Source organism: Magnetovibrio sp. (assembly GCF_036568125.1).
Lineage (GTDB): Bacteria > Pseudomonadota > Alphaproteobacteria > Rhodospirillales > Magnetovibrionaceae > Magnetovibrio.
In genome coordinates this window covers 124,101-145,733 of sequence record NZ_DATCTF010000007.1, presented here as the reverse complement: position 1 = coordinate 145,733, position 21,633 = coordinate 124,101, and the positions used below count along the sequence as shown (strand labels likewise).

Here is a 21,633-nt window from a genome sequence, read left to right as displayed (position 1 = left end):
AACGTGATCCGTAGTCTTCTGCGCACCACACTGACCTTCCGCATTCTGCTGGCGGCGTTCGCCATGGCCGTAGCGGTTTGGTATGCGCTGGACAAAATCCAGACCGAAGCGCTGACGAAAATATACGAAGCCGCGTTCACCGAACGTCTCAACGATCAAGCCCAACGCGACCGGATGCGCTTCAACGACGCCATCCGACAGCAATATCAAACGACGAATCTGATCGCCGGACTGGCGAAAACCCAACGAACCGTGGCGTCGCTAAACGCGAATTCCGAAGATTGGGACGATCCTCATGCCGCGATCGAGTTCCCGCGCGACAACGCCGCATCATGGCTGCCCGATCGCGCCTTGATGCGCAATCAGCACATCCCCGATTTTCTCATGTTGCTGGACCCGCATGGCCGGGTGCGCAAACTGTTCAGCCCTTTTCGCACCACATTGCCGGACATCTACACCGAACCCAGTGCGTTGCTGATCGAAAAAAGCCTGCGTCAAACGCTGATGACCGATTACAAAGACGTGCCCTATTTGATTTCCTCTGCTGAGGTTCGCAATACCGTGAACAGCCTGACCGGTTATGTCATGGCGATCACCAGGATTGATTCGCATTTTCTGGTCAACAGCCAAAAGACGTTTTTGGCGACCGACAGCGTCGTCGTTCTGGCCGCGGGCATGCCGGAAAAGGTGATCGCCAGTTCCAACGAAACGCTGATACCGCTCGGCGTGCCGGTGGACGTGCTGAACGAGCGGTTTATCGTCACCGGCAACTCGTTTTTCGACTACGGTTCGGCGGAAATCAGCGCCAACTTCCTCAGCCTCATCCCCCGCTCGCGCTTCGAAGCAACGATGCAGCCGGTGCTGACCCAAGACCGCGAGCAACGCACGTTGTTGGCCGCCATACTGATCGGCTTGCTGATGATGACGTTGATGTACCTGATGCGCCGGATCGGGCACCTCACCGCCAAGGTCGCGCTGTTTTCGGAACGCCTTTACGGCAGTTCCGCGCCGACTGAATTGAACAAGGGCGATGAACTGCTCAACATGGAAATGCAGTTCAACCACCTGACCGAAGAAATTCTCTCTTCGCGCACCGCCTTGGAGGAAGAAAGCCGTCAAAAGATGGAAGCCGTGCGTCAACGCGCCCAAGCTGAATCCGAAATTGACCGGTTGAACGTGTTGCTGAACGTCACAGACGCATTGGGCGTGGGCGTTCTGAAAATCCAAGATGGCGCGCCCGTCGCCTTGACGGCGGAGATGCAACACTTCCTCGACGATTGTGGCGGGGGGCAAACGTTTGTCGAGGCCAAGCCTGGCGCGGACTTGGTTACCACTGACGTATTCAACAACGAGCGGACCTTTGAAATCATCCGCGCACCCAGCATCGGCGACGATATTTTGCTCGTCGCCGACGTCACCCAAAAACGCCAGCATGAACGCGAAATCCGCGCCTTGGCCCTTTACCCGCAGCAAAACCCAAGTCCGGTGATGCGCATTTCGCACACCGGCAGGCTGCTCCACGCCAACCCCGCCAGCCGCGAACTGTTGCGCGATTGGCAGGTCAGAGAAGGCGACATGGTACCCACGCGCATTCAAAATATCGTTGCGCGCGCCATCCAAGATAAAGAAAACCTCAACATTGACGTGGTGATCGGCGAAAGCATCTACACCATCGCCTTTAGCCCGGCCCCGGACGGCGAATACGTCAATGGCTTCGGCATGGACATCACCAGCCTCAAGGTTGCCGAAATGGCGCTGAAGAACGCCAACGAAGCGCTCGAGCAGCGCGTTGAAGAACGCACCCGTGAAGTACAGAAATCGGAACGCACGCTCAAAGCCGCGCAACGCATCGCCCATCTGGGCAGTTGGAGCAACGACCTGGTCACCGGGCAAACGGATTGGTCGAACGAGTGCTTTCGCATTCTCGGTCTGGAACCCGGCTCGGTCCTGCCCACCATGGAAAGCTTTTTCGACATCGTCCACCCAGACGACCTGCCCCATGTGGAACGCACCATTCGCCAATCGGCCAGGGACATGCAGGACTATTCCATGGAATATCGGATCATGCATCCCAACGGCAGCATCCGCACCATCGAAGAGTTCGGTCAGGTGATCAGCGACGACAGCGGGCGGGTGATGCGTCTCACCGGGGCCATTCACGACATCACCGAGCGCAAGAAAGTCGAAAACGAACTGCGCATCGCCAAAGAGCACGCCGAGCTGGCCAGCCGCGCCAAAAGCGCGTTCCTCGCCAATATGTCACACGAGCTGCGCACCCCCTTGAACGCCATCATCGGATTTTCGGACTTGATGAACAATCAAGTGCTCGGCCCCGTGGGCAACGATCAGTATCAATCCTATCTCAAGGACATTCACGACAGCGGCCATCACTTGCTCGGCGTGATCAACGATGTGCTCGACGTCTCCAAGATCGAAGCCGGTAAATTCACAGTTTCATTGCAGGACGTCGCGCTCAGCGATCTGCTGGAAAAAGCCTATCGTTTCACCACCGGCCAAGCCCAGAGCGCGGGTGTGCGCCTGCACATGAACTTCGACGACAATTTACCATTGGTCAAAGCCGATCCGCGCAAAAGCCTGCAAACGCTGCTCAACATCCTGTCCAATGCGGTCAAGTTCACCCCCGAAGGTGGATCGATCACCGTCGACACCGCCCTGGAACTCGAACATGTTCGCGTCACCATCACCGACACCGGCATCGGCATGAGCCACCGCGAAATGACCCGTGCGCTCAAACCGTTCGAGCAGATCGACACCCGTTTGGAACGCCGCTACGAAGGCACCGGATTGGGGCTATATCTGGCCAAGTCGTTCGCCGAACACGGTGGCGGTTCGCTCACCATCAAATCCGCGAAAGGAAAAGGCACGGCAATTTCCATCACCTTCCCCTTGGCGGACATGCGTCTCGGCCAGTCGTCCAAGACCGGGTACAGCACCGCCACCACGGACAGCGAATTGGACGGCTGACGCCCCAATGCACGGATTGATTTCATTTTTCGGTCACATCGAACGCTTAGACTGAACGCATGCAAAACCTCAACGCCATCGACATCAGACCTTATACGGAAAAGGACTTGCCGGAACTGCGGGCGCTTCATGCCATGTCCTTCAAAGCCCTGGCAGCCGGTTCGCATTCGGCCGAACAGATCTTCGCCCATATCCGTTTCATGAACACAGACGACTACGCCGCCGACGTGGCGCGCAGCAACGTGTTGTGCGCGCGCGACGAACGCGGAGACCTCTGCGCAACCGCCGGATGGCTGCGTATGGATGGTGCCCCTGACACGGCCCGCATCCGCAAAGTATTCGTCCACCCCGAATTGTCCGGGCAAGGCCTCGGTCGGCGCATGGTCATCGCCAACGAAATTTCCGCGCGCAGCCACGGCACGGAAGACTACTTCGTGCGCGCCAACATCAACGCCACGGGGTTCTACAAACGCCTCGGTTATCGAGAAATCAAACCCGGCGTGATGACCGTTTCCGGCGGCATCAACCTGCCGGTGATGTTCATGCACAAGGCGTGATCGTGCCCTCGGCTTTGCGTGCGCGTGCTGAATGCCGTTACCGAAGACCCGTCAAAAAAGCATTTGCCCCAAACGTCCCATCCGACACATGATCCAAAGACAGAAAAATCGGAGGCGACATGACCCGTGCACAAAACACACCCGGATCCACGTCAAGCACGCGCCCACGTTGGCGCGTGGCAGTCAGCGTCGTGGCCTTGCTGTTTGGCCTCGCCACGATCAAATCGGGCGGCAGCGTGTTGTTCATCGACGGTGCGGACCGCGCAGCGGCGGGCGATTATGTCCCGTTCGTGCTGTGGTTCAATTTTCTCGCGGGCTTTGTCTACATCGTCACCGCCATCGGTATCTTCATGTGGAAAGCCTGGTCGTCCAAGATGGCCATGGCGCTGGCCGCGTTGAGCGTTTTGGTGTTCGCCGCCTTGGGCGTGCACATCGCCATGGGCGGCGCGTTCGAGATGCGCACCGTCTACGCCATGACGCTGCGCAGTTTCGTGTGGGTGACGTTTGCGTTCTTGCTGCTGCGCGCCATGCGTCCCTCCCCCCATGCGTCATCGGCGCCGTCCGCTTAAGAAACAGGAGCCCCCAATGCCCAACAGCCCCAAACTGAAACTGATCAGCTTCGTCTTATGCCCGTTCGTGCAGCGCGCGGTGATCGTGTTGCGCCACAAAGGCGTCGACTTCGATATCGAATACATCGACATCGCCAACAAGCCGCAGTGGTATTTGGACAAGGTGCCGACCGGCAAGGTCCCGGCCCTGTTCGTCGGTGACGAGGTGCTGTTTGAATCCGCGATCATCAACGAATACCTCGACGAAACCACGCCGCCGCCGCTGCTGTCCACCGACCCGTGGCAGCGCGCCCAACAACGCGCCTGGATCAACTATTCCGACCAGCTGTTGATGGGCCAATACGCGATGATGACGGCGCAAAACGAAGACGAGTTCAAGGAGCGCAAGGAAAAGCTGTTCGCCACCGCCCTGCCCTTGGCCGCAAAAGTCGCAGGCCCCTATTTCAGCGGCGACGCCTTCAGCCTGGTCGATGCCGCCGTGGCGCCCTTTTTGATGCGCCTGTCGCTGCTGCCCAGCGTGCGCGACGAACTGCTGGGCCGCGTCGCCGCGGACAGCGCCTTCCCCGCGTGGATGGAACGCCTGTTGCCCCTCGATACCGTCAAGGGTTCGGTCAAGCCGGAGTTCGCGGAGCTGTGGAAAGCATTTTTCAAGGAACGCGGCGTGACACTGTCGCTGGCAGCTTGAACGTCAAATCATATTTGCAATACGGACCGTCTCGTATATAATTTTGGAATGGATCGCTCCCCTTCCCCCACCGCCACGCGCGGCGCGCCGAGATCGCAGAAAAGCCATCGCGCCATTTTGGCGGCCGCGATGCGCTTGGCGGAAACCGGCGGTGCGCAGGTGCTCACCATTGAAGCCGTCGCACGTGAAGCCGGGGTCGGCAAACAGACCATATACCGCTGGTGGCCAACCCGCCTGGATTTGTTGATCGAGGTCTATGACGCTTACGCTCCGCCGCTGCAAGACCTCGATAGTCAACGCCCATTGAAATCGGTCTTGCTCGCCCTTTTTCAGACCTATGAAAATGGCCCTGCAGGTGAGCTGTTGGCCGCGCTGATCGCATTGAGCCGGGTGGACGCCGACGCACACGATACATTCAAGAACCGGTTTGTCGTCCCCCGCCAAGAAGCCCTCACCAATTATTTGGCATTAACCGGTGAAACCCGCCGCGAAACCGCCGCCGCTGCCGCGGAACTGGTGGTGGCGTTGATTTGGCACGCCTTGCTCAGCGCACCCGAACGCTTGAACGCGGATTATGCTGAGCGCATTTGCGCCTTGGTGCATCAAGACAGCCCGCCAATCGACGCGCCGACTGCGCAAGCCTTCACCATTCATGAAGGCTACCGCACCGGCCTCGCCGGGGCGCTGGTCACGTTGCACATGAACTATTACAGCGCCGTGTGGAATTTCGGCCGCAACTTCGAAACTTTGGTGACACGGGATTTCGGTTTGTTGCTCGACAAATACGATCCCGAACGCGACCAATTGATCCGCGCCGAAAACCGCCATGGCGACATTGTCGGTACTTTAATCGTCGAAGCCTCGGGCTATCCGAGCGACGTCGCGCGTATCCGCTTTTTCGTTCTGGCGAGCTGCGCCCAGGGTCAAGGCCTCGGCCAAGCCATGTTGGCGCAGGCCCTGGGAACCTGTCGGCAACGCGGCCAACACAAGGTGTTCCTAACCACCTTCAAGGGCCTGGACGCGGCCCGCACCCTCTATGAACGGGCCGGTTTCATCCTCACCGAGGAATACGGCGACGACGACTGGGGCGAAGGCAGCCAAGAGGTTCGCTACGACCTCGCTCCCTCCGCATAACAAAAAAGGCCGCTTCCGAAGAAGCGGCCTTTCGTTGTAAGGGCGTAAAGCTCTTAGCGCTTCGAGAACTGGAAGCTGCGGCGGGCTTTTGCGCGGCCGTACTTCTTACGTTCAACGACACGCGAGTCGCGGGTCAGGAAGCCGCCGGCTTTGAGCGAACCGCGCAGGGCCGGCTCGTAGTAGGTCAGCGCCTTGGAAATGCCGTGACGCACCGCGCCGGCTTGACCGGACAGACCGCCGCCGGTGACCGTGCAGACCACGTCGTACTGGCCTTCGCGTTCGACCGTTGCGAACGGCTGGTTGATCAGCATGCGCAGCACCGGGCGGGCGAAGTAAACCTGAACTTCGCGGCCGTTGACCGTGATCTTGCCGGAACCCGGCTTGATCCACACGCGGGCAATGGCGTTTTTACGCTTGCCGGTGGCGTAGGAACGGCCCTGGGCATCGATTTTCGGTTCAGCGGCAACCGGAGCGGCTGCACCAGCGGTGGTGGCGACTTCGCCGCCTTCGACCAGATCCTTGAGATCTCCGAGATCAGCCATGGTTACGCGCTCCTCTTATTCTTCGAGTTCAGGGCTTCCATATCCAGAACTTCCGGGTTCTGGGCGCCATGAGGGTGGTCCGCGCCGGCATAGACGTGCAGCTTCTTCATCTGCTGACGGCCCATGGGCGAACGGGAAATCATGCGTTCGACCGCTTTGATGATCACGCGCTCGGGGTACTTACCGTCGAGGATCTGACCCAAGGTGCGTTCTTTGATGCCGCCGGGGTGGCCGGTGTGCCAGTAGAACTTCTCGTCGGTGCGCTTGCGACCGGTGAGCTTCACCTTTTCGGCGTTGATGACGATGATGTTGTCGCCGCAATCGATGTTCGGGGTGAACATCGGCTTGTGCTTACCACGCAGACGCAAAGCGATCTGGCTGGCCATACGGCCGAGGACAACGTCCTCGGCATCGATGACGAACCATTTCTTTTCGACGTCGGCCGGTTTAGCGGAATAGGTTTTCATATTCAGCTCCGTCTCACGGATGTTAAAACATGTGTCACGAAACCGGCACCAAACGCCAAATTCCGTGAGGAACGCGGGTTTTAGGATACCTTCACACGGCTGTCAAACGTTTTATTCGGACGCCATCATTTTTTACCGTTTAATTTCAATGACTTATTTTTACGGTATTCAAATACCACGTTATTCTGCCTTTTCGACGAGAAACATCGCCACCCCCGACGCCCCCTCTAGACAGTCGGGGCGCAAAAGCACAACATGTGGCCTTGGAATGTGAGACCAATATCGTGGTTTCGCGCCCCAACAACTGGACCTGCATTTGGACGAATAGACATGACCTCCCCCGCCGACGAAGACGCGCTGGTGCTGCGCGAAGACCGCGACCAGATCGCGTGGCTGACGCTGAACCGCCCCAACAAACTCAACGCCCTATCTGAGGCAATGATCGCGGCGTTGGGCGTAGCGCTGGACGCCATTGCCGACGATGTATCGGTACGCGTGGTGGTGATTTCCGGAGCGGGCAAAGCCTTTTCGGCGGGACACGATCTCAAGGAAATGATGAGCAAGCCCGAACAAGGCCCGTGCGAAGTGCTGTTCAACGCCTGCGCCGAGATGATGTTGAAGATCCATCGCCTGCCCCAGCCGGTGATCGCACACGTCGACGGCATCGCCACCGCGGCGGGCTGTCAGTTGGTGGCGCAGTGCGATTTGGCCATCGCCAGCGACCGCTCCCGCTTTGCCACATCGGGCATCAACCTGGGCCTGTTCTGCGCCACGCCGTCGGTGCCCTTAAGCCGCGCCATCGGCCGCAAGGCGGCGGCGGAGATGCTCTATACCGGAAAATTCATCACGGCTGAGGAAGCCGCGCGCCTGGGCCTGCTCAATCGCGCCGTGGGGGCTGAAATTCTCGACGCCGAGGTGGAAAACCTGGCGTTGGAAATTGCCTCCAAATCGCCGTCCGCGATAGAATTCGGCAAGCGGCTGTTTCTCAGCCAGATCGACCGGCCCTTGGACGAAGCCTATGCCATCGCCGCCGAGACCATGGCCGCCAATATGCAACACCCGGACGCGCGCGACGGTGTGCGCGCGTTCATCGACAAACAACCCGCTCCTCAATGGAAAGACCGCGAAGCATGAGCAAAGTAGACATGGACGACCTGATCACCGGGATCCTGGAAACCGTTAAAATCGTTGCCCTGGTGGGGGCGTCCAACAAGCCCGAGCGCCCCTCTTATCAAGTCATGAAATTTTTGCAAAAGCGCGGCTTCACCGTCATCCCCATCAATCCCGGCCAGGCCGACGGGGAAATTCTCGGCGAAACCGTCTATGCCTCGTTGGAAGACGCGCCCGCCTACGACATGGTCGACATTTTCCGCGCCTCCGACGCGGCGGGCGACGTGGTGCGCGAAGCGATCCGGCTGGCGGACGAAAAACGCACCTCGGTGGTGTGGATGCAAATCGGCGTCACCAACGACGCAGCCAAGGCCGAGGCCGAGGCCGCCGGGCTGGTGGTGATTCAAAACCGCTGCCCGAAAAAAGAAATGGAACGTCTTGGCATTTAATCGGGCATTTAATCGGGCATTTAATCGGGCTCATAAAGGTGCCTTCTCCACGGCTGCCGTTTTGGCGGCTTTGGTTGGCCCTGCCCATGCCCAGGACGCAGGCCCAAAAACCCTGACCACGCCGATGCAGTTTGCGGGCGCGCTGGTCGGGGCGGAAATCATGCTGATCGAATATTCCAAATCGCCTTGCGGCCCGTTGCAAGGCCGGCGGTTCGGCGTGAACGAAGCGATCGCAGCCGCCAAGCCGCACCTCGCCCCGTCGGAGCGCGCGACCCTGGCCACCTACGTGCGCGACAACGTCGACCGGCTGCACCGGGAGTATCGACGCCTCACCGGCGAAAACCTGCGCACCATGCAAGGCCAAGGCATGATGCTGCAGGACGCCTGCGTGGTGCTGCTCAACGTCTACGACACCGCGTATCGCACCGCGCGCGACGCCCTGGAAGCGTCGCGTCGCTAGATCTTTAATATTAAAATGGAATCATTCGGCGGGCTGCGCCTGGACCTTGCGTTCGGACGGCAGCAACCAGCCCACAACCAAGCCCACCGTGGCGATGCACGCCAGCACGATGAACAGCCAATAGAACCCGCCGGTCAGGTCATAAACCTTGCCTTCGAGCAACACGCCCAAGCTGCTGACGCCGAACGCCAGGATGAATTTGAGGCCGAACGCCAAGGCCCGCCAATCCTTGGGCGCATACCGCGCGATCAAGGTGTTTTCCACCGGCAGCGCCGCTTGGTTGGCCGACACCAGAACCAAAGCCGCGAACATCAATCCGCCACCGCCGAATTGCGCGGCGAGGAACAGGAACGGCACCTGCGACACGAACGCCAGCATGTAAATTAGCTTGAGCGAATGGGTGTCGCACATGCGCCCGGCGATCAACTGCACCGCACCGGCCACCACATAAACCATCGCCACCATCGCGCCGATGCCGAACACGCCCTCGCCGGCGAAATCGGCCAAGCGTTCGGAAAACACCTTGGGCAGCGCCGCCGAGGTGGTTTGATAGATCAATCCCGTGCACAGCATGGTCACCGCCAACACCAAGATGGTGCGCATCACATCGCGCTTGCTGGCGGTGTGTTCCGCCACCCGTTCGATGCTGGCGTCATGAATGACGCCGCGTTGGCGCAAAGCCAAAAACGCCACCCCGGTCAGAAACACCAGCGCGCCGGGCACGATGAACGCCGCGCGCCAGTTGATGGCATCGGTCAGCACACCCGCGGACAGCGCCGCCACAGACGGACCAACGGTGCCGAACACGCCGTTGAGGCCCAGCGCCGCGCCACGTTTTTCGACCTGCGACACCAGCCACGCAAAGCCCACCGGGTGATAGATGGATCCGAAGATCCCCGTCAGGGTCAAAAACATCATCAATTGAAACGGGCTTTGCGCCAAGCCGGTCAACACCATGCCCGCGCCGACGCCGAAGAAATACACCGCGATCATGCCGCTGGCCGACCATCTGTCGGCGATCCATCCCGCCACCGGCGCGCCCACGCCGAACAGCACGTTGCCCGCGACGATCAAGCTCACCACTTCACCGTGCGTAAGGTTGAACTCGGCTTCCAACAGCAACGCGACGACGAAAAAAGTCGGTGCGAACAGATGGGAATACGTATGGCCAACGCACGAAAAGCCAAGCGACAGGCGCGAAGAGACATTGGGGACGTGTGTGGACATGGCGGGGAGGCTCCAAATTTGTCGACTGTGCGCGGATTTTACGCTCAGCTTTCGGCCTCGAAAGTATCGCGCAACGTGGTTCGGATGGTAGTAATTTCATCCAAGTGCTCGACAAATTTCTCGACCACGGCGGGGTCAAAATGTTGGCCTGCCTGATCTTGGATATATTGGGTCGCGTCTTCTATGGACCAGCCTTTTTTATAAGGGCGTTCCGACGTCAAGGCATCGAACACATCGGCCACGGCGGTGATTCGCCCCACCAAGGGAATTTCCTCGCCCTTCAAGCCTTTGGGATAACCAGATCCGTCCCATTTTTCGTGATGGGTCCACGCCACCATCCGCGCCATCTGCATCAGCGGCGATTGGTGCTCGCCCAGAATTTCGGCACCGATTTGGCAATGCGACTTCATGATCTCCCACTCTTCCGGATCGAGTTTTCCGGCTTTAAGCAAGACCCCGTCGGGAATACCGATTTTGCCAATATCGTGCATGGGGCTGGCGTGCAGCAGCAACTTGGCGTCTGCTTCCGACATCCCCATGGCCACGGCCAGCACGTGCGCGATCTTGCTCATGCGCACGACGTGCATGCCGGTTTCGTTGTCCTTGTATTCCGCCGCACGGCCCAGACGATGCACCACTTCAAGACGGGTGTCTTCCAGCTCTTGGGTGCGTTCTTGAACCTTTTGCTCGAGAATTTCGTTTTGTTTGCGGATTTGCTTATGCAGCAACCGCACCTCGATCATGTTGTGAATTCGGGTCAGCGCCTCGACCCGATCGAACGGCTTGTGCAGAAAGTCCTGAGCCCCCGCAGCCAGCGCCTTGAGCTTGGTGTCCATATCGGTCTGCGCCGTCAGCACCATGATCGGAGGGATGTCGCCATTGGCGATCCCCTTCAAGCCTTCCATAACATCGTAGCCGTCCATATGCGGCATGCGAATATCGAGCAAAACGAGATCGTAAGGGGCTTGTTCATACATACCGACGACGACGCGGGAATCGGTTACCCCCTCGACATGCTCATAGCCTTCGGCTTCCAAGAGCTTCTGCAACAGAACCACGTTGGTGAGGTTGTCATCGACAACCAAGATCCGGGCTTTGAGGATATTCTCTTGTACGTCGGGCATTTGGAAACTTGCTCACTCACTAAAGATAATATGAATGTCGGGAATAATGGCTGTATTTGTCAACTGCTACGAGGGCTCACGCAAAACACCGTCACCAAAAGTACCTTAAGCATACCATATGCAACATTGGGTGCTTTTGCCTATAATGCAACCCGATCACGGCCCTGATCGCCCCCATGAGGAGAAAATGAGTATGTTCGGTCTGTTCGGCAAAAACGAAAAAGAAATCGAAGAGCTTATCGCCAACAAACAATATGACGAGTTGCCGACTGCGGTCATCGACGATATCGCCCAAAACCTCATCCTCACCACAGAATTCGCCATGCCGGAATACAAGGTGACGCAACGCCTGGAAATCATCACGGCGGAATGCGTGTTCGGCATGAACATGTTTCGCGACATGTTCGCGTCTATCCGCGACATCGTCGGCGGGCGTTCCAGCGCCTCGCAAAAGGTGCTGCGCGACGCGCGCAAAACCTGCCTCACCGAACTGCGCCGTGAAGCGTTGATCGCGGGGGCCGATGCGGTGATCGGCGTCGATTTGGATTATTCCGAGATTTCCGGCGACGGCAAATCCATGCTGATGGTGGTCGCCAGCGGCACCGCGGTCAAAATTCAGCCCGTCTGAGACCGTTTGCGGGCAAGCGCTTGTTTTTCCACAAAGCTGTGACGCTCATCGCTTTCGAAATGGGGCGTCGCCATGTTAACATGCGCGCGCGTTGCCCCTGAAACACCAGCCAACCCGACTACGGAACCGCGTCGCCCTATGACCCAGTCCATGTACCAGGACTATTTCGGAATTTCGGAAAACCCGTTTTCCATCATTCCCAATCCCAGCTACCTGTACATGAGCCAGCGCCATCAGGAGGCCTTGGCCCACCTGCTCTATGGCGTCAGCGAAAGCGGTGGGTTCGTGCTGTTGACCGGCGAAGTCGGTACCGGCAAGACCACCATCTGCCGCGCCCTGATGGAACAGCTGCCCGACAACACCGATCTGGCGTTGATCTTGAACCCCAAGCTCAGCGAGACCGAGCTGATGGCCGCCATCTGCGACGAGATGCGCATCCCCTACCCGATCGGCACCAAGAGCTTGAAGGATTTCTTCGACTTCATGAACCACTACCTGTTGCGCGCCCACGCAAGCGGCCGCAACCCGGTGTTGATGATCGACGAAGCGCAAAACCTTCGCCCCGACGTTCTGGAACTGATCCGCCTGCTGACCAATTTGGAAACCGCGCACAAGAAGCTTTTGCAAATCATCTTGGTCGGCCAACCGGAACTCAACCACACCCTGGCGCTACCCGAAATGCGTCAAACCGCGCAACGCATCACCGCGCGCTATCATCTAGAACCTTTGGGATTGGTGGAAACACGGGGCTATATCGAACACCGCCTCAAAGTCGCCGGACTGGACACGCGCATTTTCACCAACGGCGCCGTCAAAACTGTACATAAATCCGCGCGCGGCATACCGCGCCTGATCAATTCGATTTGCGACCGGGCGTTGCTGGCGGCTTATGTCGAAGGCAAGAAGACCATCGAAGCCAAACTCGCCAAACGCGCCGCCGCCGAAGTCCTCGGCACCGGGGTGGTCAATGGCGGGCAAGCCAGCGCCACAAGCGTGTGGGGATCGATGGCCATGACCTTGGTGCTGACGGGCGTGCTGCTGCTGGGCGCGTTCGACCCTTATCACTGGGGCATACACGACACCATCGCGCGGATTCTCGCCCCCATATTGCCGCCGCAACGCGCTGAGAATGCGCCATCACCGACGCCCGCCACACCACAAAACGAACCCAAGCCCGTTGCCGAGCCAGAACCCGAACCTGTGGCCAGCACTGAAGCAGAACCCCAACCGGCGGCACCGATCATATCTCCCGACACCATGCCCGAAGCGATCATGCCCGATGGCACCCCACCGCCGCCGGGCTTGGACGACGCCGGTGAACAAAGTGTCGCAGGCATGGCCGACGGTGGCGCACCGTTGTTCGAGGCCGAGGAGAAAATCGACATCTCGCAAGCCCAAGGCACCTTGATCGGGGACCTGATCCAATCCGGCACCCCGGACCGGGCGTTCTTTCAATTATTTCAGCTGTGGAACCAGGATTTCCTCGCCCTGGACGGATTGACGCCCTGCGACAAAGCGAAACAAGCCGGGCTGAACTGCCAGCAAGGCGCAACCGACGTGACGGGCCTCAAATCGATGAACCGGCCCGTGGTGGTGTCCTTTTCCATGCCCGATGGCGAACTTCTGTACGGTGTGATTTCCACCATTGAAACGGATTTGGTCGGCGAAAGCGTAACCGTCGATTTCGGCGAGCGCGCTGTTACCATGCGCACCCAAGCCTTTGGCCTGCGCTGGCCCGGCGATTATCTGGTAATGTGGAAACCCCACGACATCATCCAGCGCCCGGTTGCGTTCGGCCAGCAGGGTCAAGACGTGGTGGAACTGCGCCGACTGCTCGCCAAGGCCGGATACCCCGATGGCCCCAACGACATCGAAGGGCAAGGCAGCGTGTTTTTCGGCCCTTCGCTGCGCGAACAGGTCCGCCGTTTTCAACAAGACCACAGTCTCGAACCCAACGGCATTGCGGATGAGCAAACCGTGATGCGCATCACCGGCGTCGCGGTGGAAACCTTCGTCACACCGATCGTCAACAAGGGCCCCTCACCCGTCGTTAGCGGGGACCGGTAAGTCGATGTCTTACATTCTTGAAGCCCTGAAAAAATCCGACGCAGAGCGCAAGCGCGGTGAAGTTCCAAGCCTGGACACCACCCCGCACACCCCTGCAAGCGCGCCTGAGGGCAAAAGCCGTTTGCCGTGGATATTGGCGATCATCTTCGGCCTCGCCGCGATCGCGCTGGCGGGGGTTTTGCTGCTGCGCCCAGAACTACTGCATCAGGCCGACACGCCTGCACCAACGCCAGCCGCGCAAAAACCTGCACCAACGCCAGCCGCGCAAAAACCGGCCACCCCAGAGTCCTTTACTACAGAGACCGCTGCGACAAAGCCTGTTGTCCCTGAACCGCTCGCACCGAAGCCCGCCCCATTGGTCGCGGCGGAAGCAGAGCCGGAGCCGCAACCGATGCCGGAACCGGAGCCGCAATCGATGGCAGACGCAGAACCGGAACCCATTTTGGAACCGGAACCAGAACCGGCCCCTGTGCCTGATGTGCCTGAGTTGGTGGCCCAACCGGAACCGCCGGCACAGCCACTGCCCATCGCCGAACCCGAGCCTGAAGTCGTCACACCAGAGCCGGAAGCCCCGGAAGCCCCGGAAACCATTGTCGTACTCAAACCTGAACCACCGGCCGCGCCCGCACCTGAGCCTGCACCCGAGCCGCAACCCGCAGCGAAGGTCGCCGCTGCGCCGGAAGTGAAACCGGAGCCAAACCCGGTCACGATCCACGTGCCGACGCCGGATCCAGCCCCCGCACCACCGCTAGCGAGCGTCGACACCCCCGCGCCGCCCCCGGCAGTCAAATCGCAACGCCCGACCGTGATCGTGACGCCCAGAAGTGCGCCCAAAGCGGTTAAAAAGTCCCATGAAAGCGCGAAAGATCACGTCGATAGAGCGTGGAGTTCCATCGACATGGGGCTCTATAATCAAGCGCTGCGCGATCTCAATCGCGCCGTCGAAATCGAACCCAATTTCGCCGACGCGTGGTTCGCACGTGGGTGGGCCAACGAAAAGTCCGGCAACGAACTGTCGGCCATCGGCGACTATGCGCGCGCCATCGCGGCCAAACCGGACTACGCCTTCGCGCTGTTCAGCCGAGGCTATCTCAACCTCTACGTCGGCAGTGTGCGCGCGGCGGTGACCGATTTCGTGCGCACCCAAGGCGTCGCCAAAGACGACAGTCTGCGCCAATACAGTCACCTGTGGCTCTACCTCAGCCGCTCGCGCGCCGATCAGCCCGCTTTGGCGCGTTTGCGCGAAGACGCCATCAACGAAAACCTCGCCGCATGGCCGGGGCCGTTGGTGAACCACTTCCTCGGCCAAATCGAAGAAGGCCGCGTACTCGCCGCTATTGAGGGGGGAGATCAAGCCCATCTGATCGAACGGCGCTGTACGGGGTATTTCTTCCTCGGCATCAGCGCCTTGCTGAACGGCGACAAGCCCCGCGCGCGCAATTATTTCGAAAAGACCCTGGCCACAGGGGCGGTGCAGTTTCGTCAATACGACGCCGCCAAGCGCGAACTCGACAGCCTCAACCGCTGATCAGTAGTACTCATGTATTGCGTTTTATACCCCAACGGGTAGGCCTACCGCCCCGCGCGGGTGTTCCCGTACGCCTCATGCCGGGTTACACCACCCCCAAACCTACCCCCCAATATAGTCAACAGGCGAGGCACCATGCCGACCAACCGCACCACAGTTACCCATTTCATCATCAACGCCATGCGCGAAAAGCACGGCCACGGCAATCTGACGCTGTTGCTCAACGACGTTGTCACCGCGTGCAAGGTGATTTCCGACCAAGTCAACCACGGTGCGCTGGTGGGCGCGCTGGGCAGCGCCGGTTCGGAAAACGTTCAGGGCGAAACGCAAAAGAAACTGGACATCTTGTCCAACGACATCTTCTTGCGCTTCAACGAGCTGGGCGGCCACTTGGCCGGCATGGCTTCGGAAGAAATGGACGACCCCTATCCCATTCCCGAAGGCGCGCCGCGCGGCAAATATCTGCTGCTGTTCGATCCGCTTGATGGCTCCAGCAACATCGACGTCAACGTCTCGGTGGGCACCATCTTCTCGATCCTCAAATGCCCCGACGGCATTGAGCACCCGGAAGTGAAGGACTTCCTGCAACCCGGCACCACCCAAGTGTGCGCCGGTTATGCGCTGTACGGTCCATCCTCAATGCTGGTGCTGACCACCGGCGAAGGCGTCAACGGTTTCACCTTGGATCAAAACATCGGTGAATTCCTGCTCACCCACCCGAACATGACCATCCCAGAAGACACCCGCGAATTCGCCATCAACGCGTCCAACTCGCGCTTTTGGGAAGCCCCGGTCAAACGCTACGTCGACGAATGCCTGGCTGGCGAAGAAGGCCCGCGCGGCGAAAACTTCAACATGCGCTGGATCGCCTCGATGGTTGCCGAAGTGCACCGCATCTTGGTGCGCGGCGGCATCTTCATGTACCCTATGGACGAACGCATGCGTTCCAAGGGCGGCAAGTTGCGCTTGATGTACGAAGCCAACCCGATGGGCTTCATCGTCGAACAGGCCGGCGGCATGTGCACCACCGGGCGCGAGCGCATCATGGAGATCCAACCCACCGGCCTGCACCAACGCGTGCCGGTGATCTTGGGCTCCAAGAACGAAGTCCAACGCGTGGTTTCCTACCACGAAGAATAAGACCGCCGTTTACCCCAAACGGTAAAACGCCGCTCCCGATACCGGGGGCGGCGTTTTTTGGTGTGAGCAAACGATCTAGTTCAATTGATCGGACGAAGTTCTGATGAAATTGGCGCTGGCCGACATTTCGATCACTTCGGGCAGGGCCCGGGATTCGGCCTCATCATAGGTCTCTTCATCGATGCTGATCACGCCCTGGCGGCTCAATTCGACAATCGCGTCGTGCAGGCGCACCCTCATGTCCGGGCGCATCGCTTCCGATGGAAAAGCTTGCTGATAGGCTTTCACCACTTGGTCGAGTTCCAACCGCGAACCGCCCACATCACGGAGTACGGCTTCGAATATCTTCATCATTTTGGCGGTTGCGGCGTCCACCGGATTCTGCTCCCCAGAGAACCTTTATGGAATAGATCATAATTATGACGAGTCTCTTGCACCCAAACAAGATACATAACGTCCCCTCCGCGCCGGATCGTTGGGAAGAAGGCTGACGCCCCCTTCCCAACGGTCTCGACATCCGTCCTAGATCAAACCCAACACACCGTTTCTGAGGTTTTGCCCCGCGACGGTGCCCGCATAGTACGCATCGGCGAACCATCTATTCACCCCGACCGCATTGGCGAAGTGATTGGTAACCTGGGCGTTGGTTTGCAAAACATTGTTTATGACCACACCCAGGCTAACCGCAATCCCGGCCGGAACGTTGACGAAAGCGCCGTTGGGCGGCGGCAAGGCGTGGGTGCGATAGATCAGATAGGAGTTGGCGATGTTGTTGGGGTTGAACTGCCGCGCCATCATGCCGGCAGCGGCCCCGCGTCGTACCAACCGTTGCAACACGCTTTCCGGTCCCCGGTGCCACATGTTGACGTTGTGCGAGATGGGGGTGAGGTTTGAATCGATGGCGCCGGACCCACCGCATTCGCCATTGACCAGATGGCCTTGCACCCAATTCGATCCGTCAGGCGACGGATTGATCGGCATGTTGCCGTTGAGGCCCGAGGGGTTGGCCATGTCGGCGCCCGCCAACTGCGTGTCGTCAACGCAGATCAGCTGTCCCCAGGTTCCGTAGTTGTTGATGACGTAACCGAAGTCGTATGAATTGCCCCCATTGCCATAGGTGAGGCCGGACAGATCGGCCCAGCCGTTGGCGTTGCCGTTGACCACTTCGTCACCGGGGGCAAAAAATCCATTGATTGGCATAGCACAATCTCCGCATGTATCGAGTTGAACGAACAGCACGGAGATGCCCCAAAAGAAACAGGAGAGCGAATGGCCCAGGCCTAAGGCATGACCATGCTGTGCTCTCCCCGACACCAACTCAAGATATGCGGTCATTGAGTTGCAATCAAGAACATAATAACACCATTAAGAGAAACAAAGCCACGCCCTGCCCCCTTAGCGGCGAGATGACTCCGGTCATCAAACTGCATGGCAACACCATTCAACACACTTTTGGTTAGTTAGAAAAATCTATTTATACCGCATAGGTAGAATTTCATGATTAAAACTGCTATAAAGTACCCAACATATAGGGCCGTTCTTGTCGCACTCATAGGATGAGCCAAAAGCATGAAGGGAGGGGGAAGTTGAAGCATACAGGGCAGAAAAATAATCAGGATAAATCGTCAACCACAAAACCGAGAGATACCCTTTCCTGCACGCTGGCAAAGCTACCTCCCCTACACAACGGTGTGCGGGGTATTGCTGTCGCATCTGTGGCGATTGTCTTTCTCGGTGGATGCTCGATCGTAAGAGGAAATACGAATTTTTTACAGGAAACAGCAGAGCTGAATAAATGCGTTGAGCTTGCTGGAGACTTGGACGGGGATGGCAATTCCGGCTCCGACGACTTTAAAGTCATCGCGAAAAAAGCCGGTGAGGGCTTAGATGTGATGCTCAACTGCTACCTAGGCCCGCAGAAGCAGGAAGCACCGACAAACGCCGGAGCAGACGCCCTTCCCACTCGTAGTCAATATGAAGGCACTCTCACCATCAGCGATGAACATAAGGAACTCAGGCTACTGCGCGGGCACATCATCGTGACCTTGCTTTCGCGCTATGGGGCCTTCAATCACACCGGAGAAATCGGTGATGTGGTGAATTTGAATTTTGCCAGATCAGGAGGTGTCGCGCAAAGCGCAGCAGATACCCTGGCCGCCATCGGCGACGCCGAATACGAGTTACGCCGCGCCAGCATGCATTTCAAAACCAATAATGATCCGAAAAGCGGGGAGCTTATTCCCCTCACCGAAATATCCGAGAAAATGAGCAATGTCAGAGAAGCATACGATTGGGTCCATCAGGTCCGGCGCGTCAGCCTTGTGACGGAAGTGCTGAAAGAGACCAGCACCCCAACCGCAAAGGGACTGTCCCTGTTTGCAAGCCGGGTTCGCACCCTGGTGCAGACGCCGACGCTGAGCGGTGTGAAAGAGCTGTACACACAAACCAAAACCGCGATGAAGAAGCTCGCCTTGCTGGACCGTTTTGGGAAGGCTTATTTGGATGACGCCCGTACTTATATCCAAGCCACATACGATAAGGGAAAAGTCGACAGTACGGACTGGCAGTTCTGGGACCAGTTGCTTGAAGACGCCTGCGTTCGCTTGCAAAAAGAATCCGGGTCCAAGCGGGATTGCACGCCGGGAAACTACAAATAAGAAGGACAAATCAACGAAATCGTTTGTCGCAATGATTGGTCAGACACAGGGATAATCGGGGGAACGGTTCGATGAAGAACATTGTTTTGATGTCGGACGGCACGGCCAACAGTTCCACGTCCAGGGACAAGACAAATGTTTGGCGCCTTTACCGCGCGTTGAACCTGCATCGACCCGACCAAGTCGCCATGTATACCGCGGGTGTGGGAACCAGCGAATTCGCACCGCTGAAGGCGATCGGCGGCGCGTTTGGATGGGGCCTCAAGGAAGACGTCGTCGAACTCTATAAATTTCTGTGCCGCAGCTATAGCGACGGCGACAAAATTTACCTCTTTGGGTTCAGCCGCGGTGCTTTCACCGTTCGCTTGCTTGCGGGCATGATTTTGCATTGTGGAATCTACACGAACTACAAAAATGAAGAGGACTTGCACAAAGAAGCGAGGAGAGTTTTCAGCGCGAACCGTTCTAAATTTAAGAGCGGCCTTCTCTATCGCGCATATCGATCCATTCGCCCCGCCAAGCCTATCCAACAAGATAACGTAAAGCCTGAAATCGAGTTCATCGGCGTATGGGATACCGTTGATGCCTACGGCCTGCCCATTGACGAACTAACCTACCTTTGGGACAAGCTCATTTTTCCCCTTCGCTTTTGCGATCAGCGACTTTCGCCGCGTGTCAAACGTGCCTGTCACGCCATATCCATCGATGACGAGCGGCATACGTTTCACCCTGTCCTGTGGGACGAAAGCCAAGAAGAAACCCTGGCAGCAGAAGGGGAAGTCCAAGCCAATCGAATTGAACAAGTCTGGTTTACCGGCGTGCATTCCGATGTCGGTGGCGGCTATTCCATGAACGACCTGTCGTTGGTGCCCCTGGACTGGATGATGTCCAAAGTCGAACCCGCCACTGAGGACGGACCCGGACTACATTTCATTCAACGTGTCCGTGACGAGTATGAGGCGCTTTCCGATTGGCACGGCCTGCAACACGATTCCCGCGCCGGATTCGCAGCCTATTACCGCTACAAACCGCGCAGTATCGATTTCCTTTGTAACGATCCAGACAATGATGTGCGGATCAAAAAACCCAAAATTCATCGTGGCGTTCTGGAACGAATTCAAGACAATGTCGTTCCCTACGCCCCCACCGGCTTGCCCGCATCCTACGAGGTCGTCTCCACCCGGGGGACGCCACCTACCTTCGAAACCCCGCAGCAAAGCACGGCGCGGGCCGACGCCATGAACCTGGCGCTGGATGTAATCTATTGGCGACGATGGCTCTATGCCGCCCTGTTGGTGGCCACCAGCAGTCTGATTTTGTTGCCTTTTTTACCATTCGTTGATTGGGACAAGGGTGGAATTTGCATCGGGTCCGCCTGCGCATTAGATCCCATTTTTGAGTTGGCGATGACCTCCCTCCCCGACTTTGCTGCCCCTTGGTTTGAAGTTCTTCGACAGAACCCGGGATGGCTATGGTCGTTTATCGCCATATTCATCGTCTTTTTTATTTTGAAGAGCTTCTCTTATAGAGCCACACAACAAAAGGCCATGGATGCTTGGGCCGCGTTAAAGGGCAAGGGCAGCCCGCCCATATGGAAAGCCACCTGCACCTCGAATCTACGCGGTGCTGCCCGCTCAAAATTACGCACAGCGGTGAAGTGGGCACTGGCTTTTATAGTTTTGCTTGCCATTCTGGCGGTGTTGGTTTTCTTTGCTGATCGCTCCGTGTTTTATGCTCGCAGTGCCTTGGGTTTTCTGTGTCACAACACGGGGGGCACGGCTCTTACCGGGCCCCAACCTGTCACCTTCGATATCAGCGATCCCTGCTTCGCAACAGGAATAACTTTGAAAAAAGGAAGCACCTATAGCTTCCAGGTGAAGCGCACACGTTGGACCGACGGCCCTTACCAATCCACCACCCCGAACGGATTCGAGAGCCCCAATCTTGCAATGAGTTTGTGGGTTCCGTTTCGGCGGCGAATTTCGGAACCTTGGCTGAAACTCATGGGCCGCATCGATAACGCAGGAAATGAAGAAATTGTCATCGGATCGGGATTGAATGAATACAAGGCAAGATCGGATGGTGAGCTGTTTTTATACGTCAATGATGCCGTATTCGGGCTTGGCTTGGGAAGAAATTGGGCGCTGCCTTATTCTTGGACCTACGGCAAGAATGACGGAAAGGCGATCCTCACCATTACACCCGTAAACGATAATCAGTAGGTGACATTATGCGGCAAGAGACCCAGGGTTTGGTCCACATTAGACCTTAAACGTGACCTAAGTTTTGGAAGGGCTTGCCTTT

General features: G+C 58.0%; 20 protein-coding genes. 14 read left to right on the top strand and 6 right to left on the bottom strand.

Translation table 11 applies throughout. The features are described 5' to 3' along the window. The first annotated feature begins 3 nt into the window (after positions 1–3). From VIN96_RS03910 to VIN96_RS03890, 5 genes are all read left to right on the top strand, one after another. The gene (locus tag VIN96_RS03910; RefSeq protein ID WP_331894126.1) at positions 4–2,985 is read left to right on the top strand and encodes an ATP-binding protein; all 2,982 of its coding nucleotides are present in this window, start codon (positions 4–6) and stop codon (positions 2,983–2,985) included. A 59-nt stretch (positions 2,986–3,044) separates the two neighbouring features. Further along, positions 3,045–3,542: a GNAT family N-acetyltransferase gene (locus VIN96_RS03905; protein WP_331894125.1), complete on the top strand. Its 498-nt coding sequence runs from the start codon at positions 3,045–3,047 to the stop codon at positions 3,540–3,542. A 119-nt stretch (positions 3,543–3,661) separates the two neighbouring features. Then, positions 3,662–4,111 (top strand): hypothetical protein, encoded by a 450-nt coding sequence (locus VIN96_RS03900; RefSeq protein ID WP_331894124.1) that lies wholly within the window; start codon positions 3,662–3,664, stop codon positions 4,109–4,111. Positions 4,112–4,127: 16 nt separating this feature from the next. After that, positions 4,128–4,796, top strand: coding sequence for a glutathione S-transferase family protein (locus VIN96_RS03895; RefSeq protein WP_331894123.1), 669 nt, complete (start codon positions 4,128–4,130; stop codon positions 4,794–4,796). Positions 4,797–4,844: 48 nt separating this feature from the next. Beyond that, positions 4,845–5,930, top strand: coding sequence for a GNAT family N-acetyltransferase (locus tag VIN96_RS03890; protein WP_331894122.1), 1,086 nt, complete (start codon positions 4,845–4,847; stop codon positions 5,928–5,930). 53 nt (positions 5,931–5,983) lie between these two features. On the opposite strand, the gene rpsI is transcribed toward VIN96_RS03890, so the two are convergent. Together rpsI and rplM are read right to left on the bottom strand one after the other, a co-directional pair. Continuing rightward, positions 5,984–6,472, bottom strand: coding sequence for a 30S ribosomal protein S9 (rpsI, locus tag VIN96_RS03885; protein ID WP_331894121.1), 489 nt, complete (start codon positions 6,470–6,472; stop codon positions 5,984–5,986). A 2-nt stretch (positions 6,473–6,474) separates the two neighbouring features. After that, the gene (gene rplM / locus VIN96_RS03880; RefSeq protein ID WP_331894120.1) at positions 6,475–6,939 is read right to left on the bottom strand and encodes a 50S ribosomal protein L13; all 465 of its coding nucleotides are present in this window, start codon (positions 6,937–6,939) and stop codon (positions 6,475–6,477) included. Positions 6,940–7,269: 330 nt separating this feature from the next. Here rplM and VIN96_RS03875 point away from each other — a divergent pair, with 330 nt between their 5' ends. From VIN96_RS03875 to VIN96_RS03865, 3 genes are all read left to right on the top strand, one after another. After that, complete coding sequence (locus VIN96_RS03875) at positions 7,270–8,073, top strand: enoyl-CoA hydratase (RefSeq protein ID WP_331894119.1); 804 nt, start codon at positions 7,270–7,272, stop codon at positions 8,071–8,073. Next, on the top strand, positions 8,070–8,498 hold the full coding sequence (locus tag VIN96_RS03870) for a CoA-binding protein (RefSeq protein WP_331894118.1): 429 nt from the start codon (positions 8,070–8,072) through the stop codon (positions 8,496–8,498). The genes VIN96_RS03875 and VIN96_RS03870 overlap by 4 nt, the downstream gene beginning before the upstream one ends. Before the next feature lie 61 nt (positions 8,499–8,559). Further along, the gene (locus VIN96_RS03865) at positions 8,560–8,958 is read left to right on the top strand and encodes a hypothetical protein (RefSeq protein ID WP_331894117.1); all 399 of its coding nucleotides are present in this window, start codon (positions 8,560–8,562) and stop codon (positions 8,956–8,958) included. 21 nt (positions 8,959–8,979) lie between these two features. Here VIN96_RS03865 and VIN96_RS03860 read toward each other — a convergent pair whose 3' ends face one another. Next, a complete protein-coding gene (locus tag VIN96_RS03860) occupies positions 8,980–10,185 on the bottom strand; it encodes an MFS transporter (RefSeq protein ID WP_331894116.1) in 1,206 nt (401 codons plus the stop codon). Positions 10,186–10,229: 44 nt separating this feature from the next. Beyond that, on the bottom strand, positions 10,230–11,309 hold the full coding sequence (locus tag VIN96_RS03855) for an HD domain-containing phosphohydrolase (protein WP_331894115.1): 1,080 nt from the start codon (positions 11,307–11,309) through the stop codon (positions 10,230–10,232). A gap of 118 nt (positions 11,310–11,427) precedes the next feature. Between VIN96_RS03855 and VIN96_RS03850 the strand changes: the two genes are divergently transcribed. The 4 genes from VIN96_RS03850 to VIN96_RS03835 all read left to right on the top strand — a co-directional run bounded on the left by VIN96_RS03850 (position 11,428) and on the right by VIN96_RS03835 (position 16,672). Next, positions 11,428–11,937: a YbjQ family protein gene (locus tag VIN96_RS03850; protein WP_414675588.1), complete on the top strand. Its 510-nt coding sequence runs from the start codon at positions 11,428–11,430 to the stop codon at positions 11,935–11,937. 138 nt (positions 11,938–12,075) lie between these two features. After that, positions 12,076–14,004 carry an AAA family ATPase gene (locus tag VIN96_RS03845; protein WP_331894114.1) on the top strand — a complete coding sequence of 643 codons (1,929 nt, stop codon included), beginning with the start codon at positions 12,076–12,078 and terminating at the stop codon, positions 14,002–14,004. A gap of 4 nt (positions 14,005–14,008) precedes the next feature. Next, positions 14,009–15,532, top strand: coding sequence for a hypothetical protein (locus tag VIN96_RS03840; RefSeq protein WP_331894113.1), 1,524 nt, complete (start codon positions 14,009–14,011; stop codon positions 15,530–15,532). A gap of 135 nt (positions 15,533–15,667) precedes the next feature. After that, positions 15,668–16,672 (top strand): class 1 fructose-bisphosphatase, encoded by a 1,005-nt coding sequence (locus VIN96_RS03835; RefSeq protein WP_331894112.1) that lies wholly within the window; start codon positions 15,668–15,670, stop codon positions 16,670–16,672. A gap of 75 nt (positions 16,673–16,747) precedes the next feature. Here the strand turns inward: VIN96_RS03835 and VIN96_RS03830 are convergent, their stop codons facing one another. Beyond that, positions 16,748–17,047 (bottom strand): hypothetical protein, encoded by a 300-nt coding sequence (locus tag VIN96_RS03830; protein ID WP_331894111.1) that lies wholly within the window; start codon positions 17,045–17,047, stop codon positions 16,748–16,750. A gap of 147 nt (positions 17,048–17,194) precedes the next feature. Then, positions 17,195–17,872: a hypothetical protein gene (locus VIN96_RS03825; protein WP_331894110.1), complete on the bottom strand. Its 678-nt coding sequence runs from the start codon at positions 17,870–17,872 to the stop codon at positions 17,195–17,197. A 386-nt stretch (positions 17,873–18,258) separates the two neighbouring features. Between VIN96_RS03825 and VIN96_RS03820 the strand changes: the two genes are divergently transcribed. Both VIN96_RS03820 and VIN96_RS03815 read left to right on the top strand, forming a co-directional pair. Continuing rightward, positions 18,259–19,329, top strand: coding sequence for a hypothetical protein (locus tag VIN96_RS03820; RefSeq protein WP_331894109.1), 1,071 nt, complete (start codon positions 18,259–18,261; stop codon positions 19,327–19,329). Between the two features lie 71 nt (positions 19,330–19,400). Further along, positions 19,401–21,551: a DUF2235 domain-containing protein gene (locus VIN96_RS03815; RefSeq protein ID WP_331894108.1), complete on the top strand. Its 2,151-nt coding sequence runs from the start codon at positions 19,401–19,403 to the stop codon at positions 21,549–21,551. Positions 21,552–21,633: the final 82 nt, after the last annotated feature.